Genomic DNA, 19,133 nt, shown 5'->3' with positions numbered 1-19,133 from the left:
CAATGGCAGAAGGCAACGAGCATTCCGGCAAGTCCTACGGCGGCCATAGGTCCTATGGCGACCGTCGCCCGTCCAACCGCGGCGGCAAGGGCTTCAAGCCGCGCCGTGAAGGTGAGGGCGAGGGCGGTCGTTCCGGTGGTTACCGCAAGTCGTACGGTAACAAGCCGTATGGCAAGTCCGGTGGCTTCCGCAAGGGCGGTTTCGGCGGCCGTCGCGATGGCGAGGGCTTCCGTCCGCGCCGCGAGAGCGACGGCGAAGGCTTCAAGCCGCGTCGCGAGGGCGATGGCGAGGGCGGTCGTTCCGGCGGTTACCGCAAGTCGTATGGCGACAAGCCGTATGGCAAGTCCGGTGGCTTCCGCAAGGACTTCCGCAAGGGTGGTTTCCGCAAGGACGGCTTCCGTCGTGACGGTGACCGTGACTTCCGCCGCGACAATGACGGCGAGGGCGAGTCCGGCGAGCGTCGTGACTTCCACCGTGACTTCCATAAGGGTCCGCGCCAGGGCGGCGACCGTGGCGGTTTCCGCGGCAACGGCGGTCGTTCCGGTGGCTTCCGCAAGGACTTCCACAAGGGTGGTTTCCGCAAGGACGGCGACCGTGACTTCCGTCGCGACCGCGACGATCGCGAGCACGGTGAGGGCGGCGAGGAGCGTCGTGACTTCCACCGTGACTTCCATAAGGGTCCTCGTCAGGGCGGTGACCGTGGCGGCTATCGCGGCAACGACCGTGGCGGATTCCGTGGTGGCGATCGTCGTCATGACGATGGCTTCCGTCCGCGCCGTCGTGAGGATGGCGAGGGCTTCAAGCCGCGCCGTAACGAGGACGGCGAAGGTTTCAAGCCGCGCCGCGAGGCCGGCGAGAACCCGCGTTACCAGCGTCGTGACGACAACCGTCGCTTCGACCGCCGTGACGATCATCGCGATGACCGCCGCGACAACCGTCGCGATGAGGGATACCGCGAGTTCAGCGCGGAGGAGAAGCACGAGTACCGCGAGCAGAAGCGCTCCGAGTACATGAACAAGCCGCGCCGTAATTCGGACGGCACCATGAGCTTCCCCTCGCAGAACCCGTACACCGCCCGTCGCCCCGATGAGCCGAAGATGCCCAAGGGTATGGAGTGGCGCATGCTGTCCACCGACGAGCGCGAGCGTCTGCGCGGCCTGTCCAAGGAGCACGCGGAGAACATCGGCCTGCATATTCTGGCCGCTTATTCGCTGGAGGAGAGCGACCCCGAGGGCGCGCTCGCTCACGCCAAGTGGGTGGCTCGTCAGGCCTCCCGCATCGACTTCGCCCGTGAGACGCTGGCCTTCGTGGCCTACCGTCAGGGCAACTACAAGCTCGCCCTGCGCGAGTTCCGTACCGCATACCGCATGAACGGCTACCCGGATTACCTGCCGTTCATCGCCGACTGCGAGCGTGGCGTGGGCAATCCGAAGAAGGCCGTGGAACTGGCCCTGTCCGATGAGGGCAAGGCGCTGGTCGGCGCGCCGAAGGCCGAGATGTTCCTGGTCTACGCCGGTGCGCTGGGCGATCTGGAGATGTGGGACAAGGCCATTCAGGTGGCGCACACCGTGGGCCGCTCCCAGGGGCTGCCGGGCGAGTACCGCATGCGCGCGGTGCAGGCCGAGCAGAACTTCCTCGAGCAGGCCGGCCGTCTCGACGAGGCCGCCAAGCTCGACGACCTGCTGGATCGTCTCGAGGACCAGTTCGCCGATGAGGACATCGACGAGAACAGCGAGGATGTGGTGATCGACCACGACCTCGACGGACTGACCGACGATTCCGAAGTGCTCGAGAAGCTGGGCATCGACCCGGCCGAGGCGGAGTACGCGCCGGATCTGGAACCGGAATCGGACTACGAATCCGATGACGTGGATGATGATGAGGCCGACGAGGCCGATGGCGACGAAGCATCCGACGAGGGCGAAGATACGTCGGCCGACGCTGAGCAGTCCGAGGATGCTGTGTCCTCCGAGGAGCCTGTCGAGGGCGAGGAAGCGTCGGAAAGCGTTGCCGAGACGGAGAACGGCGAGTCCGATGGGGATGAGTCCGAAGCATCCGATGAAGCCGAGGCGGCTGATACGGACGCTTCGTCCGAGACCGCTGAGACCGAGTCCGCCGCAGCGCCGGCCGACGATGCCGAGTCCTCCGAACCGGCAGAATCCGCGGAGTGACCGGCATGACCCGCTTCCTCAAAGGAACCGACCGGCCGCTCGCCGAGGCCTACGAGCTGGCGTTGCTCGACCTTGACGGCGTGGTCTACCGGGGCAAGAACCCGGTGGAGTACGCCGCCGATTCGATTCGCGCCGCCGAGCAGGCCGGCATGACCATCGAATACACCACGAACAACTCCTCGCGTTTCCAGCACGTCGTGGCCGACCAGCTCAAGGGTTTCGGATTGGACGTCGAACCGTGGCAGGTGATCACCTCCTCGGTGGTGGCGGCCCGCATGGTGGCCAAAGCCGTGCCCGCCGGCGCCAAGGTGCAGGTGCTGGGTGCCGAGCACCTGCGTGAGGAGGCTCGTCGCAATGGCCTGACCATCGTCGATGGGCCGGAAGACCATCCCGATGCCGTCATCCAGGGCTGGTACCCGGAGATGACCTGGCAGATGATGGCCGAGGCCGCCTACGCCGTCGAGCGTGGTGCCTCCTATTTTGTGACCAACCGCGATCTGACCATTCCACGTGAGCTGGGCATCGCCCCCGGCTGCGGCTCGATGATCCGCGCCGTGATCACCGCCACCGGCGTCGAACCGGTGGCCTCCGCCGGCAAGCCCGAGTCGTACATGTACGACGAGGCGCGCGAGCTCAATGCCGCCGAAGGCCATGATCTGATGCCCAAGGAGTCGTCCATCGCCATCGGCGACCGTCTCGACACCGATATCGAGGCGGGCAACCGTGGCGGATACGACTCGTTGGCTGTGCTGACCGGTGTGACCAATCCGACCGAGCTCATGCTTGCGCCGACTCACCTGCGCCCCACCTTTGTGGCTACGGACCTGCGGGCCTTGGGCGAGACCCAGCCCGCGCCGGTTCGCACCGAGGACGGCACCTGGACGTGCCACAAGGCCGACGCATGGTATGAGAACGGACGGGTGCAGGTCAGCGACCCTACCAGCGTGAACGGCCTGCGTGCCGCCATCTGCGCAGCATGGGAGGCCGCGGACAAGGGCGCTCATCTGGACGAGACCACCGTTCCGGTCTTCGATCTCAAGGACTGACCGGGCGAGTCGGGTATCAGCTGAATACAGACGAGGAACCAAAGGGAAACGGAGGAGGGGACGACATGACGCAGAACGGAGAGGGCCGCACCGGAGACGTGGGTAAGCGCATGGACGGTGGCGGCCCGTCCCTCACCGAGCGCTATCCCGAACTGTCCGACATCGCATCCAAGGCGCCCGACGACCAGCTCGAATCATATCGATCCGTGCTCGCGTCGCTTCAGCAGCGGCTCGATGACACCCGCGCATGACCATCCGACTCGACAACCCCACCAAGAGACATTCATGACCGAACAATCGTTGGACCCATCCATGCCATTGGACCGACTGGACATGATGCTGGTCGCCTCCGGGCTGGTCGAATCCCGGGCCAAGGCCCAGCGGCTCATCAAGGCCGGTCATGTGCGCGTGGATGGAGAGACCGTCACCAAACCCTCCTTCATGGTCAAGGCGGGGCACAGCGAACTCGCCGTGGACAAGGGCGACGACTACGTCTCGCGCGGCGCCTACAAGCTCAAAGGCGCGTTCGAGGCGTTCGCCGATGCCGGTCTCGCCGGTCCGCAAGGCTTGGAATGCCTTGATATCGGTGCGTCCACGGGTGGGTTCACCGACGTGCTGCTGCGTGAGGGGGCGGCCAAGGTCATCGCGTTGGACGTGGGGCATGGCCAGCTTGACCCGCGCATCGCCGGGGACGCCCGGGTCATCGAGATGAGCGGTGTGAACATCCGCGAGGTGGAGCCGGACGATCTGCCGTTCCGTCCGCGGATGATCGTTTCGGACGTCTCCTTCATCTCCCTGACCTACGTCATTCCTGTGATTGAGCGCATCGCCGCACCGGGGGCGGACGTGGTGCTGCTGGTCAAGCCGCAGTTCGAAGTCGGGCGCGAGGGACTCGGCAAGAACGGCATTGTGGAGGATGTGTCCCTGCGGCAACGGGCGTTGGATGATGTGACCGACTGCGCACGACGTTGCGGTCTCGACGTGGTGGCCACCGCCGATAGCCCGATAGCCGGCACCCACGGCAACGTCGAATACCTGCTGTATGCGCGCATGCCCGGCGTGCGTACGGAATAAGTCGTGAAACATGCTGTGAAACATGACGTGGCGTACTGGAACCATGCATGCTTCACGGTGGCGGCCCATGGTCGTCGTCCTTCGACGGAAGGAATGCCCTCGCCGCATGGCTTATGTCAGCTCTTACGACTTTGCAGACCATACGGCTGTGATTGCGCAGGCTCTGTGGCGTTGCCGCCTTTCGTGTGTTCCGCTATGGGAGCCTGCTCACTGTCGGGTGACCGCCTGCAGCCGTGTGGCTGATTGCAGCAACGGACACCGATGCGGACGTATCAGGCGGATTTGAGGTGCCGCGCCCGATGGCATCCGCCGTTAAGCAGCACGACGGCGGAACTGGTGTCCAGGCTGAGCTCGGTCGTGCATACCGCGTGCTCCACGAATGAGCCCTCGCGCAGCACGGCCGTATCCGCGTTGAGCAGCTTGCAGTCCAATCTGCCGGCGTCGAGGTCGGCCACCGTCACCGTGCCCGTCCGGGATCGCTCGCCGTATCCATCCATGCCGAATCTGTCGAACATGGCGCTGTGCAACGTGCGGATGGTCAGCGTCCGCCCGTTCACGTCGCCGCTGACCAGCGTGCCGGTGAGCGTGATGGATTCGGCCTCGACATGGCGCTTGCCGACCAGAAGCCCGTTGATGACGATGCTTCCGCTGCACCGGATGTTGTCCCGGCAGCGGAGCGAACCGGTCATGTCGATGGAATCGCATATGAGATCGCCATTGATCTCGATGACGCCCTGACCGGTGATGTGCCGTATATGGCAATTGCGCGAACCATGCACGATGCCATTGTCAAGATTCAGATATTCGCTGGAGATCGCCCCGGCGTCCAGCATGCCGGATACCCGGAGCGTGTGACATCGCACTCCGGCGGCGAATCGGGTGTGCGCCTCGACGGTTATCGTTTCGTGGAATCCGGGGTGTACATATGAGACCATGTCCGGTGGATCGTTCACATCGACTCCCTCGTTGATGCTTGCATACGTTAGCAATACTAACGCATCAATTCATGTAATGCGCGGTAGCGTTCACATTGCGGATTTGAATGCTATCGTATGCAAATCCGCTGGCGCCACGGCAACACATGACGAACCTGGCGGCCAACACTCAGGGTCTACTACTCTTTCCCGCTATTTATGACTATCGGGCTTGACGGTTCGTGTTGTTTGGCTGTCGTACTGTGACGGTTCGGTGCTGGACTTGGGTAATGACGCCGGTTCACACATTTGGCTGTCGGATTTCGCTACATGACTGTCGGACCTCGACGCATGGCTGTCGGACTTCAACCTTTCAGTGTCGGTTCTCAACGGTTGGCTGTCGGATTTCGTACAACATACGTACGAAATCCGACAGCCAACCGTTGAGAACCGACAGTCATTCGTCGAGTTACGACACTGAACCGTCGAAATCCGACAGCCATGGGTGATGGGGGATGGGTGATGGGGAATTTGTCGGCTCGGGCGGTGCGCTAGCCTTGGATGAAGCGGTCAATCTGATCCTGCTTGCCCATGATGATGAGCTCGTCGTTGCGGTGCATGACCAGCTCCCTGGACCCGTACTGGAACTCCTTGCCGGGGGCCTTGAGGCCCACCACGGTCACGCCGTACTTGTCGTGGACCTGCACATCCTCGATGGAACGACCCACCGCGTACATTGGCGTATGGATTTTGACCACGGTGTACGGGCCGTCGATCTCGATGTAGTCGAGGTAGTTGCCGGCCACCAGATGCCCCACGCGCTTGCCGGCGTCCGTTTCGGCATTGATGATGTGCCGCGCGCCGATGCGCTGCAGGATGCGCGCGTGCTCCTGGGAGACCGACTTGGCCCACAGGTCGGAGATGCCGGCGTCAAGCAGGTTGCCGGTGATGATCACCGACGCCTCGATGCTGTCGCCGATGGCTACCACGGCCGTGTCGAACTGCGCGGCGTCAATCTGCTCGATGGCCATCACGTCGGTCATGTCCGCTTGGATGGTGGGCAGATGTGCGGACCAACGGGCCACGATCTCCGGATTCTTGTCGACGGCGAGCACGTCCTGCCCCATCTGGTCGAGAGTGGATGCCACGGCGCCGCCGAACCGTCCGAGGCCGATGACCAGAACGCTTTTGTTGCCGCTTGGTTTCGCTGCCATGATTGCTGCCTTCCTTGTCTGCTGTGTTGCGATGCGATGTTGTAGTATCTCGATATTCCGCGGGCGATGTCCCCGGCCGTTCAGCCGACGATGATGTTCTCCTGTGGATAGCGTATGGGTTCCGGCGCCATGGGCCGGCTGATGGCGTAGGCGATGGTGAGGGGGCCGAGCCGGCCGACGATCATCGCGGCGGCGAGGATGAACAGGCATGCGGGATTGCCGGCGTTGGCCACGCCCACCGAATAGCCGCCCAGCGAGAAGGCGGAACAGGTCTCGAACACGGCGTCCACGAAGTCGCACCCGGTCACGAACATCAGCGCCACGGACCCCACCAGCACCAGGGCGAAGCATGCGGTCATCACCGAAACGGCGGTCATCTGGATGCGGCGGGGGAGACGGCGGCGGAACACCACCACGTCGCGGTGGCCGGTGAACGACGCGCAGCAGATGAGGACGATCACCGCGAACGTAGTCACGCGGATGCCGCCCGCCGTGGAGGAGGAACCGGCGCCGATGAACATGAGGGCGCTCATGAACACCTTGGTCTCGTCGGTCACTTCGGGCACCCAGGAGATGTCGAATCCCGCGGACCGCGGCATCACGGCGGCGGACAGGGCCCTGCGCATCTTCATGCCCGGATCATCGGCCGGGAACAGGGCGCTGTTGCTCCATTCGACCAACAGGAACCACGCCAGCGAGGAGAGCACCAGGATGCCGGTGGTCATCAGGGTGAGCTTGGTGTGCAGCGTCCAGCGCTTCGGGCTCATCCGCCGTCGAGCGCACTGCACCAGATTGAGCACCACCGGGAAGCCGAGCGTGCCGACGAAGGCGCTGAGCAGGATGGGCAGGCCCACGCCCCACCGGTTGATGTGCAGGCCGGTGGCGTCGGGGGTGAAGCCGGTGTTGTTGTAGGCGGAAACGGCATAGAACAGCGCCTCCCACAGCGTGCGGCCTACATTGCCGTGGTTGAGATGAAGCAGATCGGGCAGCAGCAGCACGAAGGTGAGCGCTTCGGCGATGATCGAGGTGCCGAGCACCACGCTGAGCACGCTTTTGATCTCCGACAGCTTGTTGGTGCCCAGCTCGCTGGCGGTGAGCATGCGCTGGGAGACCTTGAGCCGTCGCGAGACGCCGAGCGCCACCATCGAGGCGAAGGTCATGACGCCGAGGCCACCGAACTGGATGGAGAGCAGGATGACCACCTGACCGAACGCGGACCAGTATTCGGCCGTGTTCACCACGGGAATGCCGCAGGTGGACAGGGCCGAGACGGCCGTGAAGAACGCCACGGGGAAATTGGTGAACATCCATCCGCGGGTGGCGAAGGGCAGGAGCAGGAGCAGGGTGACCAGTACGATCAGCGTCAGGAAATACAGTATCGACAGCCGTCCGGGGTGGCTGAGCAACCGGTCGGTCAGCGAGATGCGGCGGATGCGACGGGAGGCGCGTTCCTCCTTTCGGGCGGCGGGATCGCCCGCGTACCACCATGACGGTCCTGCGGAGGATTGTTCGTTGAGGGGGGACTCGTCGAACTGATCGGGCATGAATTCCTGCTTCCTCAAACTGCTTGGACTCGGTGTTTGGCATGGCCGGGCTGGCATCGCATGAGCTGTGCCGCACGTCTGCCATTGTAGGCCGGCGAACCAGAATAATCGACCCGTCGGAATTGGCGGATGGCTACGGTTTCCTCGCGTGGGTCGCCGAATATCGAGACGCGCCCGTCGCATATCGATGCGAACATATGTACGATGGCGGCAAGGCCGGTTAGGATGGTCTAGGAACGCGAGTCGAACCGAGGGGAGGGTCTCATGCCCAGGCGGAATGCGGTGGTGGTGACGCACACCAGGCTCAGGCAGTCCGGCACGGTGGTGGCCGAGGCGGTGAGCCAGTTGCGTGTGGCGGGTTTCGAGGTCACCATCATCGACAACACCGAGGCCCCCGATTTCGGCGTGCAGCCGGCATGCGTGCCCGATGACACGGAAATCGTGGTGGTACTCGGCGGCGACGGCACCATTCTGAGGGCCGCCGAACTCGTGCATTGCACCCAGGTGCCGATTCTCGGCGTGAACATGGGGCATGTGGGCTTCCTCGCCGAGTTCGAGAGCTTCCAGATCGACGAGGCCATCCGCCGCATCGCCGAACACGACTACTCCATCGACGAGCGCATGATCGCACACGTCGACGTCTGGCTTCCCGGCGCATCCGAGCCGATTCAGGACTGGGCGCTCAACGACATCACCCTGGAGCGCGCCGACCGCGGCAAGATGGTGGAGCTGTCCATCCGCGTGGATGACGTGGAGATGAGCTCCTTCGGCGCGGACGGCGTGATCGTCTCCACGCCCACCGGGTCCACCGCCTACGCCTTCTCCGCAGGAGGTCCGATCATGTGGCCGAACGTCAAGGCGCTGCAGCTGGTGCCGCTCGCCGCACACGCGCTGTTCGCCCGTCCACTTGTCATCGGCTCCGGTTCGACCTTCACCATCGACATCCTCGACGATTCCATGTCCGACGGATGGATCTGCTGCGATGGCCGCCGTCAGCGCGCGCTGCCGAAGGGCACGCGCATGGTCGTACGCGAGTCGCGCGACACACTGCGGCTCGCGCGGCTTTCCGGAGTGCCGTTCACGAGCCGTCTGGTCTCCAAGTTCGACCTGCCCGTGGTCGGATGGCGCGAACATGCGCGCGCCGAATCCGGACGACCGGTCAGGCTGTCGAACCACGGTCATGTGTTTCCGGCGGGGGTGAGTGACGGCGCCGGACACGACGTCGCGTCTGATGATGGCGGGAGGGCCGATGCGAACGGTTCCGCGCCCGCCGACGGCGGCAAGGCGGCCGCCTGATGCTGGAAGAGCTCGACATCCGCAATCTCGGCCCCATACGGCAGGCCACCATCACGCCGGCGGCCGGCATGACCGCTATCACCGGCGAGACTGGTGCCGGCAAGTCCATGTTGCTTTCCGCGCTGAACCTCATCTCCGGCGGTCCGGCCGATGCCGGGCGCGTATCGTCCGGCGCGGACGAGGCATGGGCGCAGGGTATTTTCGCCGTGCACGACGATGCGGAAGCGGCCTCGGCTGCGCGGGACGCCGGCGTCGAAGCGGAGGACGGCGAGCTGTTTCTGTCACGTACCGTACGTGCCGCCGGCAGATCCCGGGCCATGCTCGGCGGCAAGGGCGTGCCGAAATCCGTGCTCGCCCTGGTGTCGGGCGAACTGGTCACCATCCATGGCCAGGCCGAACAGCTGAGGATCGCATCGCCTTCGCGTCAGCGCGAGTTCCTTGACCGGGCCGCGGGCGACGACGTCGAATTGGGGGCCTACCGCGAGGCATGGCGGGCGTTGTCCGCCATGGACGAGCGGTTGGCTCGACTGCGCTCGCAGGAGTCCTCCGCGCGTCAACGCGCCGACTACCTACGCGAATCGGTCGAGCACATCAATCAGGTGGACCCGCATCCGGGGGAGGATGACGAGCTCAAGGCGAAACGCGATCGCATCGAGAACGCCGCGGACATCGCCGAAGGGGTGTCCCGGGCGCTTGCCGCGCTCGACTCCTCGCAGATGGACTACGATTCCTCCGGCGAGTCCGCCGGGGCATCCGATTTGCTGCTGCAGGCTGCGCAGGCGTTGCGCGGCATCCGTGCCTCCGGCGATTTCGGGGGGCTCGCGGACCGGCTCGAATCGTTGAACGCGGAACTGCAGGACGTGGTGTTCGCCCTGTCCGGCCATCTGGACGAGGACTTCGGCGACGCCGACCTTGACACCCTGAACGCACGCATCCATGAGCTGGGCGAGCTGACCCGTCGCTGGGGGCCGTCGCTCGCGGACGTCATCGCATGGCGGGACAAGGCCGCATTCGAAATCGAGGACTTGGACGCCTCGCCGGAGAAGCTCGCCGAACTGGAATCGGAGCGCGAACAGCTGTATCAGGCGGCCGTGGAGGCGGCCGGCGTGCTGAGCCGGGCTCGGTCACAGGCGGCCACGCGGCTTGCCGCGCGCGTCACCGCCGAATTGGAGTCGCTCGCCATGTCCGGCGCATCGCTGGAAATTCGCGTCACACCGCGTGCGGAGACGACGGACCGTTGCCCGCTCGACCAGAACGGCGGGGACGACATTGCCTTCCTGTTCACCCCCTACGAAGGGTCGCCGCAGCTGCCGATGGGCAAAAGCGCCTCCGGCGGCGAACTGAGCCGACTCATGCTCGCCCTCGAGCTGTCCGCCGCGGACATGCACGGCGGGGAATCACGCGGTGAAGATGGAGCGAGGAACGAATCGGGCAACGGGTCGCGTGCAGGCTCGAACGCGCCGCTGTCCGATATGACGTTCATCTTCGACGAGGTGGATGCCGGCGTGGGCGGCAAGGCCGCAGCCGAGCTCGGACGACGCCTCGCACGGCTGGCCCGCACTTCGCAGGTCATCGTCGTGACCCATCTGGCTCAGGTCGCCTCCTGGGCGGACAGTCAGTTCGTCGTCACCAAGGAGCCGCCGGATGCGGACGATGACGAGGTCGGCGTCATCACCACCGTGGCCGAGGTCACGCAGGAGGCGCGCGTGCATGAAATCGCCCGTATGCTCTCCGGCAGCGAATCCGAAGCCTCGCTCGATCACGCGCGCGAGCTGCTGGCCGATTCCAAGCTGGGCAACCGGCACTGACCCGAATCGGCGTGATTGTCGCTGGCTTTCCTGGATTCCTTGTCAACAGGAGCCGCCGGCGAATCTCATAGACGAGGAACATCTCGAACACGGACCGAGAGGAGCATCGATGGAACAGCCGACGCAATCCGCACCATCAGCGGAAGCGGCACGACCACGGAAAGCCGCCATCTTCGATCTGGACGGCACGCTGCTCGACTCGATGGGCGTCTGGAACCAGATCGACATCGATTGTCTCGGCAGACGAGGCATCGCGGTGCCCGAGGACTACACCGCCACCGTCGCGTCCATGCAGTTCCGTCAGATTGCCGAATACACCATCGATCGCTTCGGTCTGACGGACACCCCCGAGGCCTTGATGGCCGAATGGGATGAGATGGCGTATGAGGCCTATGCGACCAAGGTCCAGGCCAAGCCGGGGGCGGTGGAATACCTGCGGGAGCTTGCGGCAGACGGCGTACGGCTTGGCGTCGCCACCACACTGCTGCCGAGGCTGCGCGAGGCTGCGCTCCGGCACTTGGGCATGGACGATTCCTTCGACACCATCGTGTCCGTGGACGACGCCGGCGGAGTCGGCAAAGACCATCCGGACATCTACATGCTGGCCGCAGCGCGGCTCGGTGCCGAACCTGCCGACTGCATCGTGTTCGAGGATCTGCTCACCGGCATCCGTTCCGCCAAGTCGGCCGGCATGACGGTCTGGGCGATGTACGACGACTCGTCAGCGGCGGACTGGTCCGAAATCGGCCGTATCGCCGACGGCACCCTCCACGATTTCCACACCGCCCCGCGCACTTGGTAGAGCGCAGGGCGGCGCAGTCCGCTAGAACACGGACTGCAGATCGGCGGAGCGGTTCGACGCGAAGCGCTGGCGTTCCAGCTCCTCACCTTCGCGGCGCTCCACCTCCTCGGCGGAGATGCGCTGCAGCAGCAACTCCACCGGTGCCCGATAGGTCACCTCGTCGTACAGGTGGCCCTCGCGCTCGACCGCCTCGGGGCGGCGTTCGGCCTCCTTGAATCCCAGAGATTCGGCCATATGACGGGCCCGCAGGTTGAACGACCACACCTTCACGATGATCGTCTTGGCGCCGAGCTGGGAGGCGGCGAGCCGGATGCCCAGCTTCATCGCCTGGTTGCCGTAGCCGTGTCCCTGATAGTACGGGCCGATGAGCAACGTCATCGTCGCCTCGCGCTCCGGATCGGTGCATCCCCAGGCGGCGATGTGGCCGATCGGCTGTCCGTTGGCGTCAAGCACCGTACGGCCGAATTGTCGGTCATCGTCAGTGTCGTTGGCGTCATGGAACAGGGCGTCGATCTGTTCGTCGGTCAGCGTCTCGAGCGTGTTGCGGCAGGCGTCGGCGATGGTCTGGTTGTTCCACCACAGTTCGAAGTACGGGTAATCGGTGGGTTCGGTGATGCGCAATGTAACGGCGTTGTCTGGCATGGCTGCTCCCTTCACGGGCATTATAGACACGTCCGATGTTTCGACATTATGCATCCGGCCCGTGCCGCGCCGATGTTCGCCTGTTGTTCATCAAAGGGGTGGAATGGAAGAGGTGAGGCGGACGATTCGCCCGGCGAGGGGCCATAAGCAAGTTGTTAGGGAAACGCCGCGGGGTGTCTTCCCTGCCGTATGACTTTCGTAAGAAACGCACGTCGGCCTGCGCCGCGCCGATACCTTGGAATGAAGGTGTGTCTGGGGGAGAGAGGCGGCCGGGCGATGGAGAATGCGATACTCGTCACGGAAATTCTGTTTGCTATCCTCATTTCCTCGTTCCTGAGCCGGTTCCTGCCGAAGATCTCCACACCGCTCATCCAGATCGCCTTCGGCGTCGCCTGGTACTTCACTCCCGGGCTGCGCAACATCCAGTTCGAACCGGACATGTTCATGCTGTTGTTCATCGTGCCGCTGTTCTATCTGGAGGCGCGCAACATCGACCGCAAGGCGTTGAGCAAGGACCTCAATCTGTCGTTGTCGCTGGCGGTCGGTCTGGTGATGGTCACGATGGCCCTGAGCGGCGTGGCTCTTCATGAGATCTGGCCGGCCATCCCGATGATGGCCGCCGTGGCCATGGGCGCCATCATCAGCCCCACCGATGCGGTGTCGGTGGCCCAGCTGGGCGGCGTCGTGGAGCTCACGCCCCGTCAGCAATCCGTGTTGCAAAGCGAGAGCCTGCTCAACGATCCGGTCAGCCTGGTCGGTTTCCAGACCATGCTGGTGGCGCTCGCCACGGGTTCGTTCTCGCCGGTGGGCTTTGGCTGGCAGGTGTTGATGAGCTTCGTGCTGGGCACGCTGATCGGCGCCGTGGTCGGTTGGCTGTTCGACCGTGTGGTGCTGTTCATGCGCAGCCACAATCTTGAGGACGTCACTACCCGCATGCTCATGGAATGCTTCCTGCCGTTCGGCGTGTATCTGCTTTCCGAGCATGTCGGCATCTCCGGCTTGCTGGCCGTGGTGGCCTGCGGCGTGGTCATCACCTTCCCCCGCACCGGTGTGGGCGGCGATGTGGCCCGCGTCAATCTGGTCTCGAACTCCGTATGGCATTTCGTGGACTTCACGCTGAACGGCATGGTGTTCGTGCTGCTTGGCATCGAGCTGCCCATCGCCATGCGCGCGATCTGGGACGACCCGCGTGTGAACCTCTGGGCGATAATCGGTCTGGTGTTGCTGCTCACTGTGCTGACTTTGGTGTTGCGGTTCGTCTGGTGCGTGGCCACGCTGCGTTGGGCGAAGGATCTGACGACCGGCAAACGTCGCAAAATGACTCTCGAGCGCTGGCATTCGGCCGTGGTCATGACCTTCGGCGGTCCCAAGGGCGCGATTTCGCTGGCGATGGCCTTCTCGCTGCCGTATTCGGTGGACAACGGTGCCTCGGTGCCAGTGCGCAACATCATCCTGTTCATCGTTTCCGGCTATATCGTGCTGTCCATCATCATCTCGAACGTCATGTTGCCGCTGCTCTCGCCCAAGCCCGCCGACACCTCGAAGGAGGAGTGGGCCAAGCGAGACATCGTGATGCTGCGGCGCACCATCGCCAAGATCGTGGACAACGACACCCCGGAGACCCATGCGGCCGTCACCCGTGTGCTCAAGAGCTACAACGACCGCATCGAGCGTGTGGAGGCGAATATGCCTTCCGCGTCGCCCCGCGAGGCGAACGAGCTGCGCATCCGCACGCTCAGGTGGGAGCGCGACTGGCTCACGAAGGCCATTGCGACCCGCGAGAACGTCGTCAACCCCGACGCGCAGACCATCACCCAGCTTCAGGGAGCGAAATACCTGCTCGAACACGTCGACGGTGTGCTGGAACGGCTGGAACCCGGTGAAGGGCGCGGGCGCGGCCTCATGTTCAACATGGCCAAGCTGCGTCGCCGCTTCATGCCGGTCATTCGCCGCTTCTGGGAGGGCATCGCGCGTCGCACGCCGGGGCTGGAGGCCGAGCGGACCCGTGCGATTCGTGAAGTGCAGGTGCCTTTGTACAACGACATCATGGAGCGTCTGCAGGACCTCATCCTCGACCATGTCTACGACGCCGAGCTGGTCGCCGAGCTACTCATCGAATACCGCAGGGCGTTGAACCAGATTCTCGACAACTCGATGTCGCCGCTACATGCGGCGGACAGCGCAAGCATCGAAGCCGTGCGCGCAAGCGCATTGCGCATGGAGCTGGACACCATCCGCGAGATGCTCGAGAACAAGGAGATCACCCGCGAGGATGCGCGGCTCATGCGTTCGAACGTCTACCTCATGCAGGCCGAGTCGGTGGTGTGATCTGGGGTTCGCCGGGGCGCCTCGGGTCGGTCGGTCGGGGATGGGGATTGAACGAGCGGCTGTCAGTGAGGGGAAGAAAAATCGTGGTTCACGCGATGTTGCTTGGGGTGAACCACAATTGGTTAGAAGAAGAATCCTCCCGCTGCTCCGTGACCCCGGTCTATCTGTCTGCGGATATCCTGGTATGCCTGACGGAGTTCAGGGTTTGCCTCGTCCTGGGATTTTTTATCCAAACGACGCTCGACGCTGAAGAATATCGACAGGGTGACACAGAACGCCACTATCAGGATTATGGTGATTATCGTTCCCCATGACATGATGTTCCCCCTATCCGCGGCTGCCGTAGCCGGACCATGCCAGGCATGCTCTCTTTTGCCATTCGGGTGCCTTGGCCTGGAAGACGTTACGGCATGAATCGCTCGAAGGAACCCAGTGGTCATAGCATTGACCGTTAACGTAGAAATCGCATCGTTTCATGATCTGAATACCGGATGAGTGAACTCCTGCGGAAATAGTTGATGCCTGTGCCACGGTGGGGATCGCTGCCGACGCAGCGCATACTAGCGCTAGTGAGGTGATGCCGCTGATAAAACCACGTTTCTTCATGATGACCTCTCGTTCAAATAGACGGTGAACGCTCCGGACAAGACGGGAATCCTCTATTCGAAATATTCAGCAGTGAGTTAGCTCCTCTTAGAGCAGACTACATACATGAAATGATACTCATTGCTTTTAAATCGTCAAGGCCCGGGGCCACTTCAGGGGATAGTCAAAGTGGTTCAACCAGACTGCGGAACATCCCAATGCTATGCTTGCTGTTCCACCGGCGGCGAAGCATGTGGAGGGGCGTCCCCGTCTCCGTCCAGTCCCGTCCCATCGAAGCTGATGAGACCGATCCGCCAGGGCACTCTCCGTTCCCGTTTCCGTCCCGATTCGATGCTCCTGGAAGGTTGTCTCCTGGAAGGTGCTCTGCGCCCTTTTATATCCTTTTTGGAATCTTTTTACATTCTTTTAGGCCCTCCGCAGCCCTACTCTCCCACCTACTCTCCCACCTACTCTCCCACCTACTCTCCCAACGAGTTTCAGAGCGAACCTACACCAAAAGGGGAGGGCCTAATGGTGTCCGCTTTGGCTCCCCTCCCTGAGGGGAGCTGTCAGCGAAGCTGACTGGGGGAGCAGCCCATCGCTCCGCCACGCCCTCCAAATCATCTACCGCCGCACTACTGTTCAACTGTTATGCAACACACCTTGACAGTGCTGCAAAACAGTTATACTGTTATGCATAACAGCTGAACAACCGACGGGTGGGGAGGCTGGAACCCAATCAACACAATCGAAAGGGGCATAGATGAAACTGATCATCTCATCCGTGTCCGGTGAACCGATCTACGAGCAGATCAAAACCCAGATCCGCGCCGCCGTGCTGGACGGCGGCCTCAAGGCCGGCGAGGCGTTGCCCTCGCTGCGCAAACTCGCCAAGGAACTGCGCATCTCCGTACTCACCGTCACCAGGGCGTACAACGAACTGGCCGATGAGGGCGTGGTGCAGAACATCCAAGGCAAGGGCACGTTCGTGATGGACAAGGGCAACGAGCTCATGAAACAGCAGCTCGAGGCCCAGGCCCGTACGAGTCTTGCCGAGGCCAGCCGCGCCGCCAAGGCCGCGGACATGTCGCTGGAGCGGCTGGGGGAGATGCTCGCGGAGGAGTACCGCGCAAACTGACACATACGCATGCACAAGCGAATGCGGCGAAACTGGTGAAAGGAGCATGGTGATGACCGCCATCACACCACAATCCGCGCCGACGGCACTGTCCGTCACCGGCGTGACCAAGCACTATGATTCCGGCTTCACGCTGGACGACGTGACCTTCGACCTGCCCGCCGGGTACATCATGGGTCTCATCGGCCCGAACGGCGCCGGCAAATCCACACTCATCAAGCTCATCCTCAACATGATCCACCGCGACGCCGGCGACATTCATGTGCTGGGCCTTGACAACCTCGCATACGAGGAGGCCGTCAAGGAACAGCTGGGCGTGGTGTTCGACTCCAGCTATCTCCACGAGCAGTGGAAGGTCAAAAACATCGAACGGGTCGTGGCGCCGCTGTACCCGGCATGGAACCATGACCTGTACCAGCGCCGTCTCGCCGAATTCGGACTCGCAGGCAAAGGCAACGGCGGCAAGCTCGTCAAGGACCTCTCGCGCGGCATGCAGATGAAGCTCATGCTCGCCATCGCGTTGAGCCACGACGCCAGACTGCTCATCCTGGACGAGCCGACCAGCGGCCTGGACGTGCTGGCCCGCGATGAGCTCATGGACCTGCTCCACGCCTATATCGAGGACGGTGAGCATTCGGTGCTCTTCTCCACGCACATCACCGCAGACCTCGAGCGTGCCGCCGACTTCATCACCTACATCACCGGCGGCCGCCTGTATTTCACCGGTCCCAAAGACGAATTCGAGGAGTCGTTCACGCTGATCAAGGGTGGCCCGGACGAACTCGCGCAGCTGCCCGCCGGCATGGTGCTCGGCTCGCACACCTATGAGACCGGCTTCGATGCGCTGGTCCGCAGCGAAAATCTTGCCGCCGCCATGCGCGCGGTGCCGGGGCTCGTCACGGAACGCGCCTCCATCGACGACATCATCCGACTGACCAATACGCGTCACACGAGTGGGGAGGTGCTCTGATGGACGGGATGGTTCGACGTGCGTCTGCCGAGGCTCGCACTGAGATGCGTACCGGAGCATCTGCAAAAGTGCGCACCGATATCGGTGCCGGCAGAGGCGGCGGCGTGCGCGCCACATGCCGCGCGCTGGCATCCGCGTTGCGGGTCGATCTCAACTATCTGTTCGGCGATGGCGTGATGCAATATCCGATCATGTTCCTGATGCCGTTCGCGTTCCTCGTGGTGTTTCAGGACAGGGCCTTCATCGAGGACTTCGGATATACGCTCGCCGTTTCGATGGAAGTGTTCTCATGCACGGCGCTGATCGTCTCGATGGCGGTCGTCGATGTGCAGAGCGGCTACCGTCTGCGCGCGCTGATGCCGGTCGTGCGGCGCACACAGGTACTGGCGCGTTACGTCATGGGTGTGGCGCTGGCCGTGCTCGCCTCCGTGATGATCGTGCTGCTCAATCTCCTGCAGTCGTATGTGATATCCGACTGGTCGGTCATGGCCAATATGCCGACGGCCGGGTGGGGGCTGCTCATCGTGCTGCTCGTCGTGGCCGTATACGTACCGCTCAGCTACCTGTGGAACAGCGCCAATGGATTGCAGGTGAGTCTCTTGGTGCTGTACCTCGTGTTCGTGGTCGGAATCATGGCGTGGAGCGAAATATCGGGCGGAATCACCTCCGGTATGCTGCACGCGTTCGGATTCGCGTTCCCGCATATGGCGTTGTTCGCGGTAGCTGCGGTGGCGGTGACGCTTGCGATTTACGTGGCCTCCTACCTGATCAGCGTGCGCATCTACCAGCGGAAGGAATGGTGATCGCCATGAACAAGGCTGCTGTTCCCCTCGCCGGGGCCGCTTCCCGGTCCTCATCCCGCAGACCCCTGTGGCAATCCGCTTTGGCTCAGCTGCGGCTTGACGCCACCCGCGTCGGGTCGTTCGGGCCGGGCGATGTGCTGCTGTTGCTGGGCGTGGTCGCGATTTCCCTGCTGCTTGCTGTGCTGACGAAATTCGCTGGCATGGATGTCCGTGTGGCCAGCGGGCTGATCGGCGGCATTACCGGACTGTCCGCGGTGGCGGGATGGTCGATGGCTCTGGGGCCGAGCGTGATGGAGGACCAGAACGGTCATCGCGCGATGGCCGGGTTGGTTCCAATCGCCCGCACCCCGCAGGTGATCGGCAGGTTCTTCTACCTGCTGTATGCCGCGGCTTTGTGGAGCGTGACGATCGGCGTGTGCAATCTCGTTTTCGACGCGCTGCTCAAAGGCGGTGCGGATTTCTCCGACTTCTTCGCCCCGTGCGCGACGGTGTTCGCGGCAGTGGTCGTATTCGGGTCCATCATGCTGGCGTGCACCTATCGTTTCGGCGTCAGGCAGCTGATGATTGTGGCGGCCGTCATCATGGGCTCCCTTTACCTGCTGATGGCGCTGCTCTCCTTCCTGCCGGTCGCATGGCAGTCCGTCATCCTGACGGTTTTCGAGTTCCTGTCGGTGCCGTGGCATGCCGTGTTGGTCGGTGTGGTGCTCTGCGTCGTCGCATACGGCGCGTCCCTGTTCGTCGCCATCCGTATCTTCAATGCCAAGGACCTGTGACGGCACTCAATCCCGCCGAAGCCCG

Annotated in this window: 16 protein-coding genes; 12 read left to right on the top strand and 4 right to left on the bottom strand. The window is 63.3% G+C overall.

What is annotated here, in order from left to right; all coding sequences use genetic code 11:
• The first annotated feature begins 2 nt into the window (after window positions 1-2).
• The 4 genes from BG22_RS11125 (at window position 3) to BG22_RS05080 (ending at window position 4,291) form a co-directional block, all read left to right on the top strand.
• Window positions 3-2,171 (top strand): hypothetical protein, encoded by a 2,169-nt coding sequence (locus BG22_RS11125; protein ID WP_258186213.1) that lies wholly within the window; start codon window positions 3-5, stop codon window positions 2,169-2,171.
• Window positions 2,172-2,176: 5 nt separating this feature from the next.
• Window positions 2,177-3,217 carry an HAD-IIA family hydrolase gene (locus BG22_RS05090; RefSeq protein ID WP_140493862.1) on the top strand — a complete coding sequence of 347 codons (1,041 nt, stop codon included), beginning with the start codon at window positions 2,177-2,179 and terminating at the stop codon, window positions 3,215-3,217.
• 65 nt (window positions 3,218-3,282) lie between these two features.
• Complete coding sequence (locus tag BG22_RS05085) at window positions 3,283-3,468, top strand: hypothetical protein (protein WP_094667680.1); 186 nt, start codon at window positions 3,283-3,285, stop codon at window positions 3,466-3,468.
• A 34-nt stretch (window positions 3,469-3,502) separates the two neighbouring features.
• Complete coding sequence (locus tag BG22_RS05080; protein ID WP_094667679.1) at window positions 3,503-4,291, top strand: TlyA family RNA methyltransferase; 789 nt, start codon at window positions 3,503-3,505, stop codon at window positions 4,289-4,291.
• A 272-nt stretch (window positions 4,292-4,563) separates the two neighbouring features.
• Here BG22_RS05080 and BG22_RS05075 read toward each other — a convergent pair whose 3' ends face one another.
• The 3 genes from BG22_RS05075 to BG22_RS05060 form a co-directional block, all read right to left on the bottom strand.
• The gene (locus tag BG22_RS05075) at window positions 4,564-5,244 is read right to left on the bottom strand and encodes a hypothetical protein (RefSeq protein WP_094667678.1); all 681 of its coding nucleotides are present in this window, start codon (window positions 5,242-5,244) and stop codon (window positions 4,564-4,566) included.
• Window positions 5,245-5,756: 512 nt separating this feature from the next.
• Window positions 5,757-6,419, bottom strand: coding sequence for a TrkA family potassium uptake protein (locus tag BG22_RS05065; RefSeq protein ID WP_094667677.1), 663 nt, complete (start codon window positions 6,417-6,419; stop codon window positions 5,757-5,759).
• 80 nt (window positions 6,420-6,499) lie between these two features.
• Window positions 6,500-7,963, bottom strand: coding sequence for a TrkH family potassium uptake protein (locus BG22_RS05060; protein WP_140493817.1), 1,464 nt, complete (start codon window positions 7,961-7,963; stop codon window positions 6,500-6,502).
• A gap of 264 nt (window positions 7,964-8,227) precedes the next feature.
• On the opposite strand from BG22_RS05060, the gene BG22_RS05055 reads away from it, so the two are divergent.
• The 3 genes from BG22_RS05055 (at window position 8,228) to BG22_RS05045 (ending at window position 11,869) form a co-directional block, all read left to right on the top strand.
• Window positions 8,228-9,259 (top strand): NAD kinase, encoded by a 1,032-nt coding sequence (locus BG22_RS05055; RefSeq protein ID WP_140493815.1) that lies wholly within the window; start codon window positions 8,228-8,230, stop codon window positions 9,257-9,259.
• Window positions 9,259-11,067 (top strand): DNA repair protein RecN, encoded by a 1,809-nt coding sequence (locus BG22_RS05050; RefSeq protein ID WP_140493813.1) that lies wholly within the window; start codon window positions 9,259-9,261, stop codon window positions 11,065-11,067. The genes BG22_RS05055 and BG22_RS05050 overlap by 1 nt, the downstream gene beginning before the upstream one ends.
• 109 nt (window positions 11,068-11,176) lie before the next feature.
• A complete protein-coding gene (locus BG22_RS05045) occupies window positions 11,177-11,869 on the top strand; it encodes an HAD family phosphatase (RefSeq protein ID WP_140493811.1) in 693 nt (230 codons plus the stop codon).
• A gap of 21 nt (window positions 11,870-11,890) precedes the next feature.
• Here the strand turns inward: BG22_RS05045 and BG22_RS05040 are convergent, their stop codons facing one another.
• The gene (locus tag BG22_RS05040; RefSeq protein ID WP_258186212.1) at window positions 11,891-12,511 is read right to left on the bottom strand and encodes a GNAT family N-acetyltransferase; all 621 of its coding nucleotides are present in this window, start codon (window positions 12,509-12,511) and stop codon (window positions 11,891-11,893) included.
• 276 nt (window positions 12,512-12,787) lie between these two features.
• Between BG22_RS05040 and BG22_RS05035 the strand changes: the two genes are divergently transcribed.
• The 5 genes from BG22_RS05035 (at window position 12,788) to BG22_RS05015 (ending at window position 19,108) form a co-directional block, all read left to right on the top strand.
• Window positions 12,788-14,839, top strand: a complete 2,052-nt coding sequence (locus BG22_RS05035; RefSeq protein WP_181163390.1) for a sodium:proton antiporter — start codon at window positions 12,788-12,790, stop codon at window positions 14,837-14,839.
• A gap of 1,348 nt (window positions 14,840-16,187) precedes the next feature.
• Entirely contained in the window at window positions 16,188-16,562 is a 375-nt protein-coding gene (locus BG22_RS05030) for a GntR family transcriptional regulator (protein ID WP_140493807.1), read from the top strand.
• 52 nt (window positions 16,563-16,614) lie between these two features.
• A complete protein-coding gene (locus BG22_RS05025; protein ID WP_140493805.1) occupies window positions 16,615-17,532 on the top strand; it encodes an ABC transporter ATP-binding protein in 918 nt (305 codons plus the stop codon).
• Between the two features lie 68 nt (window positions 17,533-17,600).
• Complete coding sequence (locus tag BG22_RS05020) at window positions 17,601-18,335, top strand: ABC-2 transporter permease (protein ID WP_181163389.1); 735 nt, start codon at window positions 17,601-17,603, stop codon at window positions 18,333-18,335.
• A 5-nt stretch (window positions 18,336-18,340) separates the two neighbouring features.
• The gene (locus BG22_RS05015) at window positions 18,341-19,108 is read left to right on the top strand and encodes an ABC-2 transporter permease (protein ID WP_181163388.1); all 768 of its coding nucleotides are present in this window, start codon (window positions 18,341-18,343) and stop codon (window positions 19,106-19,108) included.
• Window positions 19,109-19,133: the final 25 nt, after the last annotated feature.

The sequence above is a fragment of the Bifidobacterium sp. UTBIF-78 genome, assembly GCF_006408945.1.
Lineage (GTDB): Bacteria > Actinomycetota > Actinomycetes > Actinomycetales > Bifidobacteriaceae > Bifidobacterium > Bifidobacterium myosotis.
Note: the sequence above shows the minus strand (reverse complement) of the source record. Positions and strands in the feature narration are given on the sequence as shown.